At 70.2% G+C, this 16,345-nt stretch carries 14 protein-coding genes; 7 read left to right on the plus strand and 7 right to left on the minus strand.

Going from position 1 to position 16,345, the window contains the following annotated elements; genetic code table 11:
- Window positions 1-10 precede the first annotated feature (10 nt).
- Window positions 11-1,666 (minus strand): AMP-binding protein, encoded by a 1,656-nt coding sequence (locus tag EV378_RS17125; RefSeq protein WP_132428037.1) that lies wholly within the window; start codon window positions 1,664-1,666, stop codon window positions 11-13.
- Window positions 1,667-1,855: 189 nt separating this feature from the next.
- Window positions 1,856-3,358, minus strand: a complete 1,503-nt coding sequence (locus tag EV378_RS17130; protein ID WP_132426540.1) for an aldehyde dehydrogenase family protein — start codon at window positions 3,356-3,358, stop codon at window positions 1,856-1,858.
- A gap of 649 nt (window positions 3,359-4,007) precedes the next feature.
- Here EV378_RS17130 and EV378_RS17135 point away from each other — a divergent pair.
- The gene (locus tag EV378_RS17135; RefSeq protein ID WP_132426543.1) at window positions 4,008-4,502 is read left to right on the plus strand and encodes a hypothetical protein; all 495 of its coding nucleotides are present in this window, start codon (window positions 4,008-4,010) and stop codon (window positions 4,500-4,502) included.
- A 163-nt stretch (window positions 4,503-4,665) separates the two neighbouring features.
- On the plus strand, window positions 4,666-4,902 hold the full coding sequence (locus EV378_RS17140; protein ID WP_132426546.1) for a hypothetical protein: 237 nt from the start codon (window positions 4,666-4,668) through the stop codon (window positions 4,900-4,902).
- Between the two features lie 151 nt (window positions 4,903-5,053).
- On the opposite strand, the gene EV378_RS17145 is transcribed toward EV378_RS17140, so the two are convergent.
- Window positions 5,054-5,770 (minus strand): FadR/GntR family transcriptional regulator, encoded by a 717-nt coding sequence (locus EV378_RS17145; RefSeq protein ID WP_207908693.1) that lies wholly within the window; start codon window positions 5,768-5,770, stop codon window positions 5,054-5,056.
- 127 nt (window positions 5,771-5,897) lie between these two features.
- Here EV378_RS17145 and EV378_RS17150 point away from each other — a divergent pair, with 127 nt between their 5' ends.
- Genes EV378_RS17150 through EV378_RS17165 form a run of 4 tightly spaced genes read left to right on the plus strand, consistent with a single transcriptional unit; the run spans window position 5,898 to window position 11,524 of the window.
- Window positions 5,898-7,706: an FAD-dependent monooxygenase gene (locus EV378_RS17150; RefSeq protein WP_132426549.1), complete on the plus strand. Its 1,809-nt coding sequence runs from the start codon at window positions 5,898-5,900 to the stop codon at window positions 7,704-7,706.
- Entirely contained in the window at window positions 7,706-8,560 is an 855-nt protein-coding gene (locus EV378_RS17155; RefSeq protein WP_132426552.1) for a fumarylacetoacetate hydrolase family protein, read from the plus strand. Before EV378_RS17150 ends, EV378_RS17155 begins: the two co-directional genes overlap by 1 nt.
- Window positions 8,561-8,574: 14 nt before the next feature.
- The gene (locus EV378_RS17160; protein WP_132426555.1) at window positions 8,575-9,546 is read left to right on the plus strand and encodes a VOC family protein; all 972 of its coding nucleotides are present in this window, start codon (window positions 8,575-8,577) and stop codon (window positions 9,544-9,546) included.
- The gene (locus EV378_RS17165; RefSeq protein ID WP_243653510.1) at window positions 9,539-11,524 is read left to right on the plus strand and encodes an acetoacetate--CoA ligase; all 1,986 of its coding nucleotides are present in this window, start codon (window positions 9,539-9,541) and stop codon (window positions 11,522-11,524) included. The genes EV378_RS17160 and EV378_RS17165 overlap by 8 nt, the downstream gene beginning before the upstream one ends.
- 26 nt (window positions 11,525-11,550) lie before the next feature.
- On the opposite strand, the gene EV378_RS17170 is transcribed toward EV378_RS17165, so the two are convergent.
- The 4 genes from EV378_RS17170 to EV378_RS17185 are packed head-to-tail and all read right to left on the minus strand — an operon-like array spanning window position 11,551 to window position 15,575.
- Window positions 11,551-12,039: a nuclear transport factor 2 family protein gene (locus tag EV378_RS17170; RefSeq protein ID WP_132426558.1), complete on the minus strand. Its 489-nt coding sequence runs from the start codon at window positions 12,037-12,039 to the stop codon at window positions 11,551-11,553.
- Window positions 12,040-12,070: 31 nt separating this feature from the next.
- Complete coding sequence (locus EV378_RS17175; RefSeq protein ID WP_132426561.1) at window positions 12,071-13,234, minus strand: acyl-CoA dehydrogenase family protein; 1,164 nt, start codon at window positions 13,232-13,234, stop codon at window positions 12,071-12,073.
- A gap of 4 nt (window positions 13,235-13,238) precedes the next feature.
- Window positions 13,239-14,780, minus strand: coding sequence for an AMP-binding protein (locus EV378_RS17180; protein ID WP_132426564.1), 1,542 nt, complete (start codon window positions 14,778-14,780; stop codon window positions 13,239-13,241).
- A 6-nt stretch (window positions 14,781-14,786) separates the two neighbouring features.
- Entirely contained in the window at window positions 14,787-15,575 is a 789-nt protein-coding gene (locus EV378_RS17185) for an enoyl-CoA hydratase/isomerase family protein (RefSeq protein ID WP_132426567.1), read from the minus strand.
- A gap of 100 nt (window positions 15,576-15,675) precedes the next feature.
- Between EV378_RS17185 and EV378_RS17190 the strand changes: the two genes are divergently transcribed.
- The gene (locus tag EV378_RS17190; protein WP_132426570.1) at window positions 15,676-16,311 is read left to right on the plus strand and encodes a TetR/AcrR family transcriptional regulator; all 636 of its coding nucleotides are present in this window, start codon (window positions 15,676-15,678) and stop codon (window positions 16,309-16,311) included.
- Window positions 16,312-16,345 lie beyond the last annotated feature (34 nt).

Consider the following 16,345-nt stretch of genomic DNA (forward strand, 5'->3'; position numbering starts at 1 on the left):
GACGTGCCGGCTACGTCGATGTCTCCTGGGCTTTCCCGGCCGATGAGGCGTCGCCCAGTCCGAGCCGATCCACGGACGTCGCGCGCATCTCGACCTTGCGGACCTTGCCCGTGACGGTCATCGGGAACTCGTCGACGACCATCACGTAGCGCGGGATCTTGTAGTGGGCGAGCTTGCCGGTGGCGAACTCGCGCACCGCGTCCGCGTCGAGCGGTGTCGAGCCCTCGCGCTGGATGACCCAGGCGCAGAGCTCCTCGCCGTACTTGACGTCCGGGACGCCGACGACCTGCGCGTCGAGGATGTCCGGGTGGGTGTGGAGGAACTCCTCGATCTCCCGCGGGTAGACGTTCTCGCCGCCGCGGATGACCATGTCCTTGATCCGGCCGGTGATGTTGACGTAGCCGTCGTCGTCCATGACACCGAGGTCGCCGGTGTGCATCCACCGGGCCGGGTCGATCGCTTCGGCCGTCTTGTCCGGCTCGTTCCAGTAGCCGAGCATCACCGAGTAGCCGCGGGTGCACAGCTCACCCGGCTCACCGCGGGGCACCGTCAGACCCGTCTCCGGGTCGACGATCTTCACCTCGAGGTGCGGGAGTACCCGACCGACGGTGGAGACGCGCAGCTCGAGGGAGTCGTCGCGGCGGGTCTGGGTCGACACCGGGGACGTCTCGGTCATGCCGTACGCGATCGTCACCTCGGCCATCCCCATCCGGTCGACGACCTGCTTCATCACCTCGACCGGGCAGGGCGAGCCGGCCATGATCCCGGTGCGCAGGCTGGAGACGTCGTGGTCGGCGAACGTCGGGGCGTTCAGCTCCGCGATGAACATCGTCGGCACCCCGTACAGCGACGTGCAGCGCTCCTGCGCGACGGCGCGCAAGGTTGCCTCGGGGTCGAACCCCTGGGCGGGGATGACCATCGTCGAACCGTTGCTGGTGCAGCCCAGGTTGCCCATCACCATGCCGAAGCAGTGATAGAAGGGCACCGGGATGCAGACCCGGTCGTCCGACGTGTAGCCGAGGATCCGGCCCAGGAAGTAGCCGTTGTTGAGGATGTTGTGATGCGACAGCGTCGCGCCTTTCGGAAACCCCGTGGTGCCCGACGTGTACTGGATGTTGATCGGGTCGTCCGTGGTCAGGCTCGCCTGACGCTCGGCCAGCACGGCCGGATCCCCGGCCCGGCCCGCATCGAGCAACCCGTTCCACTCGTCGGAACCGATGAGCACCACGGATCGTAGGTCGGGACACTTCCCACGAACGTCGGCGATCATCTGCTCGTAGTTCGAGGTCTTGAACTCCCGGGCCGACACGAGCACCGAGACGCCGGCCTGGTTGAGCACGAACTCCAACTCGTGCGTGCGGTAGCTCGGGTTGATGTTGACCAGGATCGCGCCGAGCTTCGCCGAGGCGTACTGCAGCAACGTCCACTCCGCCATGTTCGGCGCCCAGATCCCGACCCGGTCGCCCTTCGCGACGCCGGTGTCGAGCAGACCGAGCGCCAGAGCGTCCACGTCGGACCGGAGTTGCGCGTAGGTCCAGCGCCGCCCGGTCGGCACCTCGACGAGTGCGTCACGGTCCGGGACAGCCGCGACGGTGCGGTCGAAGTTGTCACCGATCGTGTCGCCGAGCAGGGGGACGTCGGACACCCCCGACGCATAGGACGGCATGGAGGGAACGGCTGCAGGTGCGGTCAACGGAGTCTCCTCGTGGCCTCGGTGCCATCGGCAGGTTAATAGACATTAACCCGACGCGACCGAGCTCTCGAAACGCCGGGCCGGCCGGGTCTCCGCCCGACCCACCCCCGGCCGCGACCGTCGGTCGGGCCGGGGAGCGGTCAGGGGTCCAGCGGGTCCCGCTCAGAGAGCCACGTTGACGGACTTCGTCTGGGTGTACAGCCCGATCGCCTCGGCACCCAGCTCGCGACCCCAGCCGGACTGCTTGAATCCGCCGAACGGCATCGCGGTGTCGAAGCCGTTGTACTGATTGATCCACACCGAGCCGGCCTTCAGCTGGCGTGCCGTCCGATGGGCCTTGGAGATGTCCCGGGTCCAGATGCCGGCGGCGAGGCCGTACTCGCTGTCGTTCGCGACCGCCGCCACGCCGTGCTCGGCGCTGAACGGCAGGGCCGCCACGACGGGTCCGAAGATCTCCTCCCGGACGATGCTGGACTCCGGCTTGCAGTCGACGAACACGGTCGGCTCGATGAAGTAGCCCTCGTCGCCCCAGCGCTTCCCACCGGTCAGCGCACGTGCGCCATCGGCGATGCCCTCGGACAGATAGCGGGAGACCCGGTCGAACTGCTCCTGGGAGACCATCGGGCCGAGCTGGGTCGAGGGGTCCAGCCCGGGCCCGATCTTGACCTGGGACGCGGCGTCGGCGACCGCATGGGTGAACTCCTCGAAGATCGTGTCCTCGACGTAGAGCCGGGTGCCGGCCACGCAGCACTGACCGTGGTTGAACAGCCATGCGTTGAGCGAGCCGGGCACGGCGATGTCGAGGTCGGCGTCGGCGAACACCACGTTGGGGCTCTTCCCGCCCAGCTCGAGGGAGACCTTCTTCAGGTTGCCCCTCGCCGCGTCGACGATCAGCTTGCCGACCTCTGTGGACCCCGTGAAGGCGACCTTGTCGACGTCGTCGTGGGCCGCGATCGCCGCGCCCGCGTCTCCGTACCCGGTCACGATGTTGACGACGCCGGGCGGGAACCCGGCCTCCTCGAACAGCTCCCCGAGCAGAAGCGCGGTGAGCGGGGTCTGCTCGGCAGGCTTCAGCACGACCGTGTTGCCGGCGGCGATCGCCGGCGCGATCTTCCACGCCGTCATCAGGAGCGGGAAGTTCCACGGCACGATCTGCCCGCAGACACCGACCGGTTCACGCAGCGTGTAGGCGTGGAACTGGGAACCCTCCGGCGCGAAGGGCATGGACACGTCGACCGTGCTGCCCTCGATCTTGGTGGACCAGCCCGCGTAGTAGCGGAAGACGTCCGCCGCCCACCCGGTGTCGACGACCTGGGCGATCCCGGCCGACTTACCGTTGTCGAGTGCCTCGAGCTGACCGAAGATCTCGGCCTTCGCGGTGAGCAGGTCCCCGACCCGCCAGATCAGTTGCTCCCGCTGGTTCGGCTTCATCCGTGCCCACGGACCGTCCTCGAAAGCCCGGCGAGCCGCCGCGACGGCCCGGTGGACGTCCTCGGCCTGGCCGTGCGCGACCTCGGTGAGCTTCTCGCCGGTCGCCGGGTCGTACGTCGGGAACGTTCGGCCGGACGCGGAATCGACCCACTCGCCGTCGATCAGGAGCTGACGGTTCCGGCCCAGGAACTCACGTACGTCGGCGTGGACGGGCGCTGTGGCAGCCAGGGTCATGGTGTGCTCTCCCTCACCTCGATGTGACTGCGGAGAGCATGGCGGGCTCGTTCCGGCGGTCGTGTTCCATAACTGGACAGTGCGCCGGTATCCGCTCGCGGGTGACTGCGCCGACTCCGCAATCGGCGTCCCCGACGCCGAGGCACCGCGCCACGCCGGGCGGCGGCCCCGTCGACCACGATCCGCGCCGGCACCGCACGCCCCCCATCACACACTCCGCGCGCTGACGGGCCATCTGGGGACATCTCCGCCCGACGTCGTCGACGAGACCCGAGATCCCGGGCTCTTCGTGCGACCCCGCCGTCGCCACCGCGACCGTCCGAGTCGGCCGACCCCCGCAGGCTCCTGGTCCGGTGAATCGGCGAGGAGAGCCGCGGATCGGGGTCCGCGCCCGCTGTAGCGGACCTCGGCCGCCTCGACCTCCCCATCGGTAATGATTCATCGATCGGTACGAGATTCGTTCGTACCGGTAACCATGCGTGTCCACAAGAGGCTGGGTAATCACCCGACCCATATCTGAGTCACACCAGAAGAATCTTCCACAACCGCCGTTTCAAGATTCCCAGGAAAGGAACTCATCATGCCTGACGGTCAGGGCAACGCGGCCCATGCTGTGGGTACGGATGACAGTCGAGATGTGAGCGCGAGCATGGCGACACCGCAGCCGGCTCCACTGGACGTGCGGGTCGGGGGTGGCAGTGACCCGCTCGTGTTCGGGTTGCCGGTCTTCGTCGCCGGGTCGCTCGTGCTGGGGTTCGCCCTGGTCGGATGGGTAGCGATCCCGGGCGGCCTGGGCAGCGTGCTCCCGGAGACGACATTCGCGGCCGGCGTCGGCGAGTTCACGACGGCGCTCTGGGCGATCATCGTCGGCCAGTCGATGGTGGCGGCGATCTTCGGCCTGTTCGGGGTCTTCTGGTTCAGCCTGTTCGTTCTGATCAGTGGCATCTTCAACGACTGCGTGGATCTGGCCGTGTTGTTCAATCTGCTGGCGATCACGCTCGCGGCTCCGCTGTTCTTCGTGCTCGCCGGGATCTCGGTGCTGTGCTTCTGTGCGATCGGGCTGTACGCGTTTCTCAACGTCGCCTGGACCTCGACCGGGGCCCGCAGGTCCTTCCCGCCGCTCGGTCCGCCGCTGCTGCGGTGATCTGGCAGGCCGGTCGAGCCGGGCCGGGCCACCTTCCACGCCGGTGGCCATCCGACCGGCCCGGATCTCGACCGACCACAGGCTCGGGTCCGGCACCCCTCCGCCGCCGGCGTCGAGGGACCGCCCGATACCGGTCCACTATGGATGATCGACGGTCGGGCTCGTGGAGCTGCCCCGCCAGCCGCAGGATGAGGGCAGCGGCGTTGTCGTGGTCGATCGCCGCGCCCACAGCGGCGCCGGAGGGAGTGTGGGCCAGGTACTCGACCAGCCCGTCGCTGAAGTAGCGGACGGCGGTGTCGAGCAGGAAGTCCGCGGCGAACGACGGGATGCCCGGCACCTCGGGCGCGGGCAGGTCGGCCGGGTGCACGAACGCCACGGCCCGGCGCTCGGCCGCGCGTAGTGCCGCTCGGTACCGCGGGGGCAGGAGATGCTGGTGCAGGTCGATGCGGTCACAGGTGGACGGATCCCTTCTGGGGCGGCGGCCCGCCGGGCGATCGTCGCCCGTCCTGTCGCGCGTGGGCCGGCGTGATCGGTGACGCCGCCGCGCGCCGCTACGCGCGGGTTCGCGTCGTGGTGGTCTTCACGCTGTGCCGGCGGATCAGGTCCTGGAGGGTGTCGCCGTCGCGGTCGGCGATGGCGTCCACGAGTGCCGCGTGGATGCGGTACCGCTCGGTCATGACCTCCGCGATCGGCTGCTCGTCGACCGGGAGCACGGCGACGGTGTGACTTTTGATCATTTCGACGAGGGTCAGGTACATCGGTTTGAGGATCGGGCTCGGGTTCACGGCGGCGAACAGTTCGTGCAGGCGCCAGTTGGCGTGCATGAACGCGTCGGCGTCGAGCGCGCCGACCGCGTCGGCCATGGCGGCGATCTGTGTGCGGTAGCCGGCGACGTCGGCGGGCGAGGAGTACCAGGCCGCGTCGGTGATGAGCAGCGGGTCGAGTGCGTCCCGGACGCGGATGGCGTCGGCGATCGAGGAGGCGTCGTCGTCGATGGACAGGATGGAGTTGCCGAGCCGGACCGTCGGGGACTGCGCCGCGGCGAACAGGCCGCCGCCGGGGCCGGGCCGGACCGCGACCAGCCCGCGTGCCTGCGCCACTCGCAGGGCCTCGTTGAACGTGCCGACCGAGACTCCGCAGAGCTCGCGAAGCTCGGTCTTGGTGCCAAGGCGTGTGCCGGGCTCGATCTCACGGACCAACTCGGCGATCCGCTGAGCAGCACGTTCGGTACGTGAGACAGCACCGTCGCCCATCAGGTCGCTGGCCATGATCACCCCTCTCCCAAAAGAGCATGATGATTATGGCGCATGCCTTGACAGGGCACCAGTACCCCTCCGATACTGATTCAAGCATATTCATCATGCTTTATTTTGCGGGCCCGTCGAGGAGGACGCGATGCGCGAGACCGATACCCCTGTGTTGATCGTGGGTGGTGGCGGGGGCGGTCTGACCGCCTCGATGCTGCTGTCCCACCTCGGGATCGAGTCCTTGCTGGTCTCCCGGCATGCTGGGACGTCGATCCTGCCGAAGGCACACGTGCTCAACCAGCGCACGATGGAGATCTTCACCGAGCTCGGGGTGGCGTCGGAGATCGTCAGCCGGAGCACGCCGGCGGAGAACATGAAGGCGACCGGCTGGTACGCCGGGGTGGGCGGTCCCCACGACGGCTACGGCCGGCGCATCGGGGGGCTGGAGGTGTGGGGCGGCGGCTACACCGACCCGGACTTCATCGCGGCCAGCCCGTGCCGGACGGCGAACCTGCCCCAGATCCGGCTCGAACCCGTGCTCAAGGCGCACGCCGAGTCCTACGCCGAGGCGACGATCCGGTTCCACCACGAGCTGGTCGATCTGACCCAGGACGCCGACGGGGTGAGCGCCACGGTCCTCGACCGCGACAGCGGTGAGCAGTACACGGTGCGCAGCCCGTACGTGATCGGCGCGGACGGCGGGCGGACGGTCGGTGAGCTGATCGGGGTGGGGATGAGCGGGCCCACCAACCTCATGCGGATGGTCTCCACGCACCTCTCGGCGGACCTGTCGGCGCACCTGTCGGATCCGGACGTGCTGATCCGCTGGCTGGTCAACCCCGACTTCGGCGGTTCCTGGGCCTCCGGCGTCCTGGTGGCCATGGGCCCGGACCACTGGGGCACCGAATCCGAGGAGTGGGTCTTCCACCTGCAGTTCGACGTCGACGACCCGGACGCCGACGACCCGGCGAAGGTCCTCGAGCGTATCCGGGGCGCCCTGGGGATCCCGGACTTCGATCCGACGATCCACCACATCAGCCCCTGGATCATGGAGGGCGTACTGGCGGACTCGTTCCGGAAGGGGCGGGTGTTCCTGCTCGGCGACGCCGCGCACCGGCACCCGCCGACCGGCGGTCTCGGCCTCAACAGCGCGGTCCACGACGCCTACAACCTGTGCTGGAAGCTCGCCGCCGTGCTCGGCGGGCGGGCCGGTGCCGGGCTGCTCGACACCTACGAGGCCGAGCGGCGGCCGGTCGACGGCGCCAACGTCGACGCCGCGGTCAAGGCGGCGATGAACCACTTCACCATCGACGCCGCGCTCGAGCTCTCTCCCGACAAGACCCCCGAGCAGAACTGGGACGAGGTCCGGCCGCTGTGGGAGGACCTGCCGCGGTCGCAGGAGAAGCGCCACGCCCTCAACTCCGCGATCGGCTCGCAGACCATCGAGTTCCGCCACCACAACGTGGAGTTCGGCTACACCTACGACTCGTCCGCCGTCGTCGACGACGGGTCCGCACCGTACGTCCCGCTCGACCCGGTGCGGCTCTACGAGCCCGGCACCAAGCCCGGACACCCGCTCCCGCACGCCTTCGTCGAACGCGGGGGCGAGCGCATCCCGCTCGGCACGCTCGTCGACGGCGGTCACTTCGTGCTGCTCGCCGGGGAGGACGGCCACGCCTGGGTCGAGGCGGCGAACAAGCTCGCCGCCGAGACCGGGCTGGCACTGCGCGCCGGCCGGGTCGGGATGCTCGACGCCGACCACGCCGACATCGACTTCGTCGACGTGCGCTGCGCCTGGTTGAAGAATCGCGGCATCTCCGCCGACGGCGCAGTCCTGGTCCGCCCGGACCGCTACGTCGGGTTCCGCTCGGCCGGCTCGGTCGAGGACCCGCTCGGCGCCCTGACCGCTGCCGTCGCGCAGATCATGTCCACCCGACCGGCCGAGGAGACGAGCTGATGCGCATCGCGAACCTCGACGACCGGCTCGCCCTGATCGTCGACGACGGGACCGGCACGGACCGAGCCCTCGACGTGGAGCAGGCGAGCGACGGCCTGTTCTCCGCCGACCCGCAGGCGATCTACCCCCGGTGGGACGAGTTCCAGCGGTGGGCGGCCAGGGCAGACGCCGGCCCGGCCCGGACTTTTGAGCACCGAGACCTGGGCGCGCCGGCACCGCGGCCCGGACAGGTGCTTGCCATCGGGCTGAACTACCGCGACCACGCCGCCGAGTCCGGCCTCGACCTGCCCGACTCCCCGACCGTGTTCACCAAGTTCGTCTCCAGCTTCACCGGCCCGTACGGCGACGTCGTGCTGGCCGGGCCGACGGTCGACTGGGAGGTCGAGCTCGTCGCGGTGATCGGCAGGACGGCGCGGCGGGTGCCGGTGGAGCAGGGCTGGGACCACGTCGCCGGGCTGACCGCCGGCCAGGACCTGTCCGAGCGCACCGTCCAGCTGGCCGGACCGGCACCGCAGTTCAGCCTGGGCAAGTCCTTCCCCGGCTTCGGCCCGACCGGACCCTGGCTGGTCACCCCGGACGAGCTCGCCGACCGCGACGACATCGCGCTGGGCTGCGCCGTCAATGGCGAGTCCATGCAGAAGGGACGCACCAGCGATCTCGTGTTCACCGTGCCGCAGCTGGTCGCCGAGCTGTCCGCCGTGCTGGAACTCCGCCCAGGAGACGTGATCTTCACCGGCACCCCGGCCGGGGTCGGCGGGGGCCGCAAACCCCAGCGGTTCCTCGCCGCCGGCGACGAGCTCGTCACCACCGTCGAGGGCATCGGCACCATGCGCCACCGGCTCGTATCCGCCTGAGAGGAGTACCGACCATGAGCCTGCACCGCCTCACCGAGATCGTGATCGGCGTCCCGAACGTCGCCGAGACCGCCGACTACTACACCCAGTTCGGCCTCACCCCGGCCGACGTCACCTCCACCTACGGCGAACAGGCCCCCGCTCCCGGCACGGACGCCGAGCACCGCTTCGCCACCGTCGACGGCGGCCGGCAGCTCCGGGTGCGCCACAGCCGGCAACGGCGCCTGCTGTCACTCGGGGTCGGCGTCGACGACCCGGACGACCTGGACCGCATCGCCACCTCGCTGGCCGGCATCGACATCGAGGCCCGGCGCGACGGCGACCGCCTCGCCGCGGTCGACCCGGCCACCGGGCTGCAGGTGGCGGTGTCGGTGGCGTCGCGGATCCAGCAGGCCGCCACACCGACCCCGCCCTACAACGCGCCCGGCGACATGGAGCGCCCCGGCGTGCGCGCCCCGGCGATCCTGCGGCCGGACCCGGTCCGCCCGCGCAAGCTCGGGCACGTGGTGTTCGGCTCGACCGACCAGGCCGCCACCCAACGGTTCTTCACCGAGGGACTCGGATTCAAGGTCAGCGACGAGGCACCCGGCCTCGCCTCGTTCCTGCGGTGCTCCACCGACCACCACAACGTCCTGGTCCAGCAGGCCCCGGTCGGGTTCCTGCACCACACCTCGTGGGAGGTCGACGACGTCGACGAGGTCGGACGCGGCGCCACCGCCATGCTCGAGGGCCACCCCGAGCGGCACACCTGGGGACTCGGCCGCCACTACATCGGCTCGAACTTCTTCTGGTACCTGCGCGACCCGGCCGGCAACTTCTCCGAGTACTACTCCGACATCGACTGCATCCCCGACGACCAGATCTGGGAACCCGGCGTCGTGGCCGGCGAGAAGAGCCTCTACTCATGGGGACCTCCCCCGCCGCCGTCGTTCCTGCAGCCCGACGACCTGGCCGAGCTCATGACCGGCGCCCACGACGATGCCTGAGCCCGACACCCCCGGCGCCGGGCCGGGCGTGGTGCTGCGCAGCCCGGCCGACGACGTCCTCGACACCACCGGCATCGGCCACTACGTGCGCTGGCTGGCCGCCGAACGCGGTCTCACCTTCACCGACTACGAGCAGCTGTGGGCGTGGTCGGTGCGTGACCTCGACGGCTTCTGGTCCTCGATCTGGGACCACTTCGGGGTCCGCGGGAACTACGACACCGTCCTGGGCACCCGGGAGATGCCCGGCGCCCGGTGGTTCCCCGGCGCAGAGCTGAACTACGTCGAGCACATGCTCGGCGGCCCCGAGGACGCGGACCGGACCGCGGTGATCGCCCACTCGCAGACCCGCGAGCCCCGGCAGCTCACCTTCGGCGAGCTCGCCGACCAGGTCGCCCGCGCCCGAGCAGGCCTGCAGCGGCTCGGGGTCACCCGCGGCGACCGCGTCGCCGGGTACCTGCCCAACATCCCAGAGACCCTCGTGGCGTTCCTGGCCTGCGCCTCGCTCGGCGCGATCTGGGCCTCGTGCGCCCCCGAGTTCGGCGCCCGCAGCGTCATCGACCGGTTCGCCCAGATCGAACCCACCGTCCTGATCACCGTCGGCGGCTACACCTACGGCAGCAAGGACATCGACAAGACCGCCGACGTCGCGGCCATCCGCGCCGCGCTGCCCACGGTCGAGCACGTCGTCGGCATCACCTACGGGCCGTTCGCCGACCCGGGCACGACGTCGTGGGGGGAGCTCACCGTCGAGCCGGGACCGCTGCAGTTCGACTCCGTGCCCTTCGACCACCCGCTCTACGTGCTGTTCTCCTCGGGCACCACCGGACTGCCGAAGGCGATCGTGCACGGCCACGGCGGCATCCTGCTCGAACATCTCAAGGCCCATGCCCTGGGCCTCGACACCCGCCCCGGCGACCGCGTCCTCTGGTTCACCACCACCGCGTGGATGATGTGGAACCTGCTCGTCTCCGGCCTGCTGCACCGGGCCGCGATCGTGCTCGTGGACGGCAACCCCGCCCACCCGGACCTGCTCGAGCAGTGGCGCATCGCCGCCTCGACCCGCGCGACGCTGTTCGGCACCAGCCCCGGGTACCTCATGGCTTGCCGCGACGCCGGCATCGACCCCGCGCGCGACCTCGACCTGACCGCGCTGCGCACCCTCGGGGTCACCGGCGCACCGCTACCGGACACCGGCTTCGACTGGATCCAGCAACGGCTCGGTCCCGAAGTCCTGGTCAACTCCGTCAGCGGAGGCACCGACATCTGCTCCGGGTTCATCGGCGGCAACCCCTGGCTCCCGGTCTACCGGGGCGAGCTGGCCGGACCCTGCCTCGGCGTGGACGCCACCGCCCTCGACCCGGACGGCCACGAGATCGTCGACGCCCTCGGCGAGCTGGTGATCCGCCGGCCGATGCCCTCGATGCCGGTCCGTTTCTGGAACGACCCCGACGACAAGCGGTACCGATCCGCCTACTTCGACACCTACCCCGGCCTGTGGCGCCACGGCGACTGGGTCACGATGACCCGCCGCCGCAGCTTCGTCATCAGCGGACGGTCCGACGCCACCCTCAACCGCGGCGGGGTCCGCCTCGGAACCGCCGAGTTCTACAACGTCGTCGAAGAACTGCCCGAGATCACCGACAGCCTCGTCATCCACCTCGAGGACACCGACGGCGGACCGGGCCGGCTACTGCTCTACGTCGCGCTGCTCGACCGGACCGAGCTCGACGACGACCTCCGGAACCACATCCGCCGCGCCCTGCGCCAGCACCTGTCGCCCCGTCACGTCCCGGACGTCGTCGAGGCCGTGCCCGCCATCCCCCGCACCCTCACCGGCAAGAAACTCGAGACCCCGATCAAGCAGATCCTCCGCGGCCGACCCGTGACCGAGGTGGTCAGCCCGGACGCGACCGACAACTACGACGCCCTGACCGCGTTCACCGCACCGGCCGGCGGTGACCGAGCCACCTGTCCATAGTGGACGCACGGCGGTACCACGGAGGATCACGCCTGCTGGTGGGTCAGTGACCGTAGGTACTGCACGCCGAGTTGATCCCCACGGGGCGGCAGCAGGCCGAGCTGTCGTGCCATGTCGGTGATCTCGTAGGCGGCCTGGTAGTGGGCGAGTTTTCCCTCCTCGAACCGCAGGAAGACGTCGCAGCCCTGGAAGTCGAAGGTTGCGCCGGCCGTGGCTGCTGCGGTGCCCGAACCGCGCTGCCCCCAGAGAACGACGGCGCGATCACCGGACGGGCCGAAGAACCGCCCGACCTCGTAGTACTCGTAGTCGGGCATCGTCTTCCAGACGGTGTCCATGTACCGGCGGAGCTCGTCGTGACCGTGGACGACGGACGGCCAGAAGACGGTGTCGTCCCAGGTGATGTCCGGGCTGGTCAGCTCCAGCACGGCGTCGGTGCTACGCGATGTGAGTGCGTCGCCCCAGGCATTGCAGAACAGGTCGAGGTCCGGGATGTCGGCGGGGGCGGAGTTGCCCATGTCCGAGAGCCTTTCTGGGTGTGGCGGCGGGTCAGCGCGTGGCGCGGTCGACGAGGTGGCGGGCGATGGTCGAGCGCAGCACCTGGTTGGTGCCGGCGGCGATCTCGTACAGCTTGGCTTCGCGCCAGTAGCGCTCCATGCCGTACTCGGTCATGTAGGAGTAGCCGCCGAGGACCTGCATGCCGAGGTTCGCGACCCGGGTACCGATCTCGGTTGCGGCGACCTTGGCCGTCGCGGCATCGGCGGGGCCGGCGCTGCGGTTCTGCAGGCCGGTCGCGGCGCGCCAGGTCAGCAGTCGGGCGGCGTCGGTGGCGATGGACATGTCGGCGAGCATGTGGGCGACGGCCTGCAGATCGGCGATCCGGGCGCCGAACTGCTCCCGCTGAGCGGCGTAGATGCCGGCCTTGTCGAGCGCGCCCTGCGCGATTCCGAGTCCCATCGCCGCCGTCGCGACGCGTTCGCAGTCCAGCGAGGCGAACGCGGCCCGGAGCCCGTGTCCGACGGCCTCCGGGCCGCCGAGCACGTCGGCGCTCGTGAGCGGGACCCGGTCGAGGAACACCTCGCAGGTGTGCAGGGACTGCCCGGCCATCTTCGTGAGCTTCCTGATCGCGACGCCGGCCGCGGTGGTGGGCACGAGCAGCAACGAGAACCCCCGTGACGGCGAGGCCGCCGGGTCGGTCCGGGCCAGGACGAGGACGTGACCGGCGGTGTCGGCGCCGGTGGTGAACACCTTCTGCCCGGTCAGCACGACCCGGTCGCCGTCGACGACCGCGCGGGTGGTCGCGGCGGTGATGTCGGAGCCCGCGTCGGGTTCGGTGAACGCGATCGCGATCCGCTGCTCGCCGCTCGCGATCCCGGGGAGAAGACCCCGACGCTGTTCGAGCGTGCCGTAGCGGGCCACGGCCCGCGCGGTGACCGAGACGGTGGACAGGTAGGCCCAGGCGAGTGCCCCGCTGGCACGGGCGAGCTCTTCGACGACGAGGCAGACCGCGAGCTCGTCGATACCGGACCCGCCGTCGGATTCCTCGAAGGTCAGTCCGCACAGCCCCATCGCCGCGAGCCGGGCGTAGACGTGTTCGGGAAAGGTCTCGGAGGCGTCCCAGCCGGCCACCGCGGCGTCGTCGGCGTGTCTGGTGAGCATCCTGCGCACGGCGTCCTGCAGAGCGCGGTGCTCGTCGTCGAGCTCGAAGTCCACGTGATCAGGTCCCGACGGGCGCGGCACCCGGGACGGCCCGTTCGGCGCGCATGACGTGTTTGACGACCTTTCCGACGGCGTTGCGGGGCAGGGCGTCGGTGAACTCGTAGGAGCGGGGTCGCTTGTAGCCGGCGAGCCGGTCGCGACACCACCCGTCGAGTTCCTCGTCCAGCCCGGGCGTCGCCGCGGCGCCGGTGACGACGACGGCATGGACCCGTTCACCCCACCGCGGGTCGGGCAGGCCGATGACGGCGACGTCGGCGACGGAGGGATGCTGGTGCAGGACGGTCTCGACCTCGCGGGCGTAGACGTTCTCCCCACCACTGATGATCATGTCCTTGATCCGGTCGGTGAGGACCAGGTAACCGTCCGCGCGCCGGTAACCGGCGTCGCCGGTGTGCATGCGCCCGTCGCGCAGAACGGCCGCCGTCGCCTCGGGCGCGTCCCAGTACTCGGTGAGCAGGGCGGGCCCGCTGAAGGTGATCTCACCGACCTCGTCGGGCGCGGCGACCGTGTCGTCCGGGCGGACGACATCGGCGCGGTAGAACAGCAGGTCCCGGCCGGCGGCGGAGAGCAGCTCGGGCTTGGTGACCGGGTCGTGGTCGGCAGCGTCGAGCGCGACACCGATCCCGGCCTCGGTCATGCCGTAGAGCTGGGTGAACCCGCACCCGATCGCGGAGAGCGCACGTCTCAGGGCGGCGGGCTGGATCGGTGAGGCGCCGTAGAACACCGTGCGCAGGCTGGACAGGTCACGGGGCGTGCCTGTGTGGGCGGCGACCAGCCCGTCGATGATGGTGGGCACCGTGAGCAGCTGGTTGACCCGCTCGCGTTCGACGAGATCCAGCAGGCCGTTCGGATCGGGCACCCGAACCGTCACACAGGTCGCGGCGGCCGCGGTGTGCGCGAACGACACGAGCGACGCCAGGTGGAACAACGGCAGGGTCTGCAGGAACACGTCGTGCTCGTCGAGACGGAAGCTCGCGGTGAACGACGCGATCCGCGCGAACAGGGCCCCGTTGCTGGTGACCGCACCCTTCGCGGTTCCCGTGGTGCCGCTGGTGTAGAGCAGCTGAGCGGTCGCTGTAGCCGGCAACGGCACCAGCGGAGGCACCTCACTCGAGCCCGAGCCGAGTCGTTCGGCGAGCCTCTGCTCGTAGGATCGGGCGCCGTCGCCGCCCAGGCACCAGCGGATCGGCACCGGCAGCTCGGCCGCGACGGCCGCGAACTCCGGTGAGTGCACGAGCACGGTGGGCCTGCAGTCGGCGACGACCGCGGCCAGCTCCGGCGGGGCGAGCCGGAAGTTCGCCGGCACGAACACGGCCTGGATCCGCTGGCAGGCCACCTGCAGCTCGAGGAACTCGGGCTCGTTCGCGGCGAGCAGCAGCACCCGGTCACCCGGGGTCACCCCGGCCTCGTGCAGCAGTTCCCCCGCCGCAGCGGCTCGCCGATGCACGGCGAGGAACGTGTGCCGCACGTCGTCCTGGATGACGGCGAGCCGGTCCGGCGCGCGGCGCAGGCCCCGTTCGAGGAGGTCGGGAACGAACATCGCCGATCAGAGCTTCCCGGACAGCGCGTGGCTCCTGTGCTCGCGCAGCTGGGCCAGGCCGGCGTCGACACGGGCGCGGCTGTTCACGTCGGCGCACACGTCCCGGTAGGCCGCGGTCTCGTAGTCCACGGCGGTCAGCGGGTCCATGTTGGGCGAACGAAGCGTGACCTCCTTGAGCCGCATCTGGGTCTCCACCCCGAGCGCGGCCATCCGGCGGGCCAGGCCGGTCGCCTCGGCGACCACCGATCCGGTCTCCACCAGGACATCGGCGAGCCCGATCCGGTGGGCCTCGTCGGCGTCGATGTGATCGCCGGTGAAGAACATCAACTTCGCGCGGCTCAGCCCCACCAGGCGCCACAACGGCGAGAAGTGCGAGTGGATGCCGTACTTCGGCTGCGGCATGCCGATCATGACGTTGCGCGCGACGACCCGGAGGTCGCAGTGCGTCAGCAGGTCACAGCCGCCGGCGAACGCCGGACCCGCGACGGCGGCGATGGTCGGCTTCGGGTAGTCGGCCAACGTCCGGTACGCGCGGTGGTACATGCCCATCCTGCGGTAGTAGTCCCCGGCGTCGTGGTCCAGGTACTCCTGCAGGTCCATCCCCGCGGAGAAGAAGTCCTCCCCGCCGGTGATCACGACGACCGCGACCGAGTCGTCGCGGCGCCACTCGTCGAGACACGCCCCGATCTCGTCGCACACCACCGTCGACAGCGCGTTGCGCTTGTCCGGCCTGTTCAGGCGCAACAGGCCAACACCCCCATCGACGGAGGTCTTCAGGTAGGTCCACTGGCTCACGGCGACTCCCTCGTCCCGATCGGGCTAATATAGGAATCACTATATTCAGTGCGTCGGCGGCGTCAACCGTCATCGACCTCGCGCGTGAGAGGCTGCTGTCGTGTCCACTGCCCGACGCCCCCGTGGACGTCCGGCAGGCACCGGCGCTCCGGCCGGACGGGACCGGCTGCTCGCCGCGGCTCGGACCGAGTTCGCCCGGGCCGGCCTCGCCGGCGCATCGATCGAGACCATCACCACCGCCGCCGGCGTGGGCCCGCCCACGCTCTACCACCACTTCGGCAACAAGGCAGGCCTGTTCGTCGCCGTCACCAACGACGTCTACAGCCAGGTCCTGAAACACTTCGACACCGCCGTCGGCGACGCCGCAGACGAGGACCGCCCCACCTTCGACCGGGCGCTCGACGCCGTCCTACGAAGCTCAGTACCGATCATGCGGTCCGACCCGAGCCTGTCGGCCATGATCGCGGTGGCCCAGCTGGAGTTCCGGCGCGACACACAACTCGCCGTGTCCCTGCGGCCGATCATGCGATCCTTCCGGGCGTTCTTCGACGACCTGGCCGAGCAGGCACCACCCGAGCTCTGCCCCGGTCCCGACGACCGACGCCACCTCGCGCTGGCGCTGACCACGGTGATCACCGGACTCAACGCCCAGGCTCTGCTGCTCGAACGGCCCGACAGCTACGTCGGCATCGTCGACGCGATGCGCCGCCTCGTCGTCGGCTCCGTCCGCCAGTGAGTGTGGACCGTGGCCCACGAATCGGCGGGGCGCC

This window comes from Pseudonocardia endophytica, from assembly GCF_004339565.1.
Taxonomy (GTDB): Bacteria; Actinomycetota; Actinomycetes; order Mycobacteriales; family Pseudonocardiaceae; genus Pseudonocardia; species Pseudonocardia endophytica.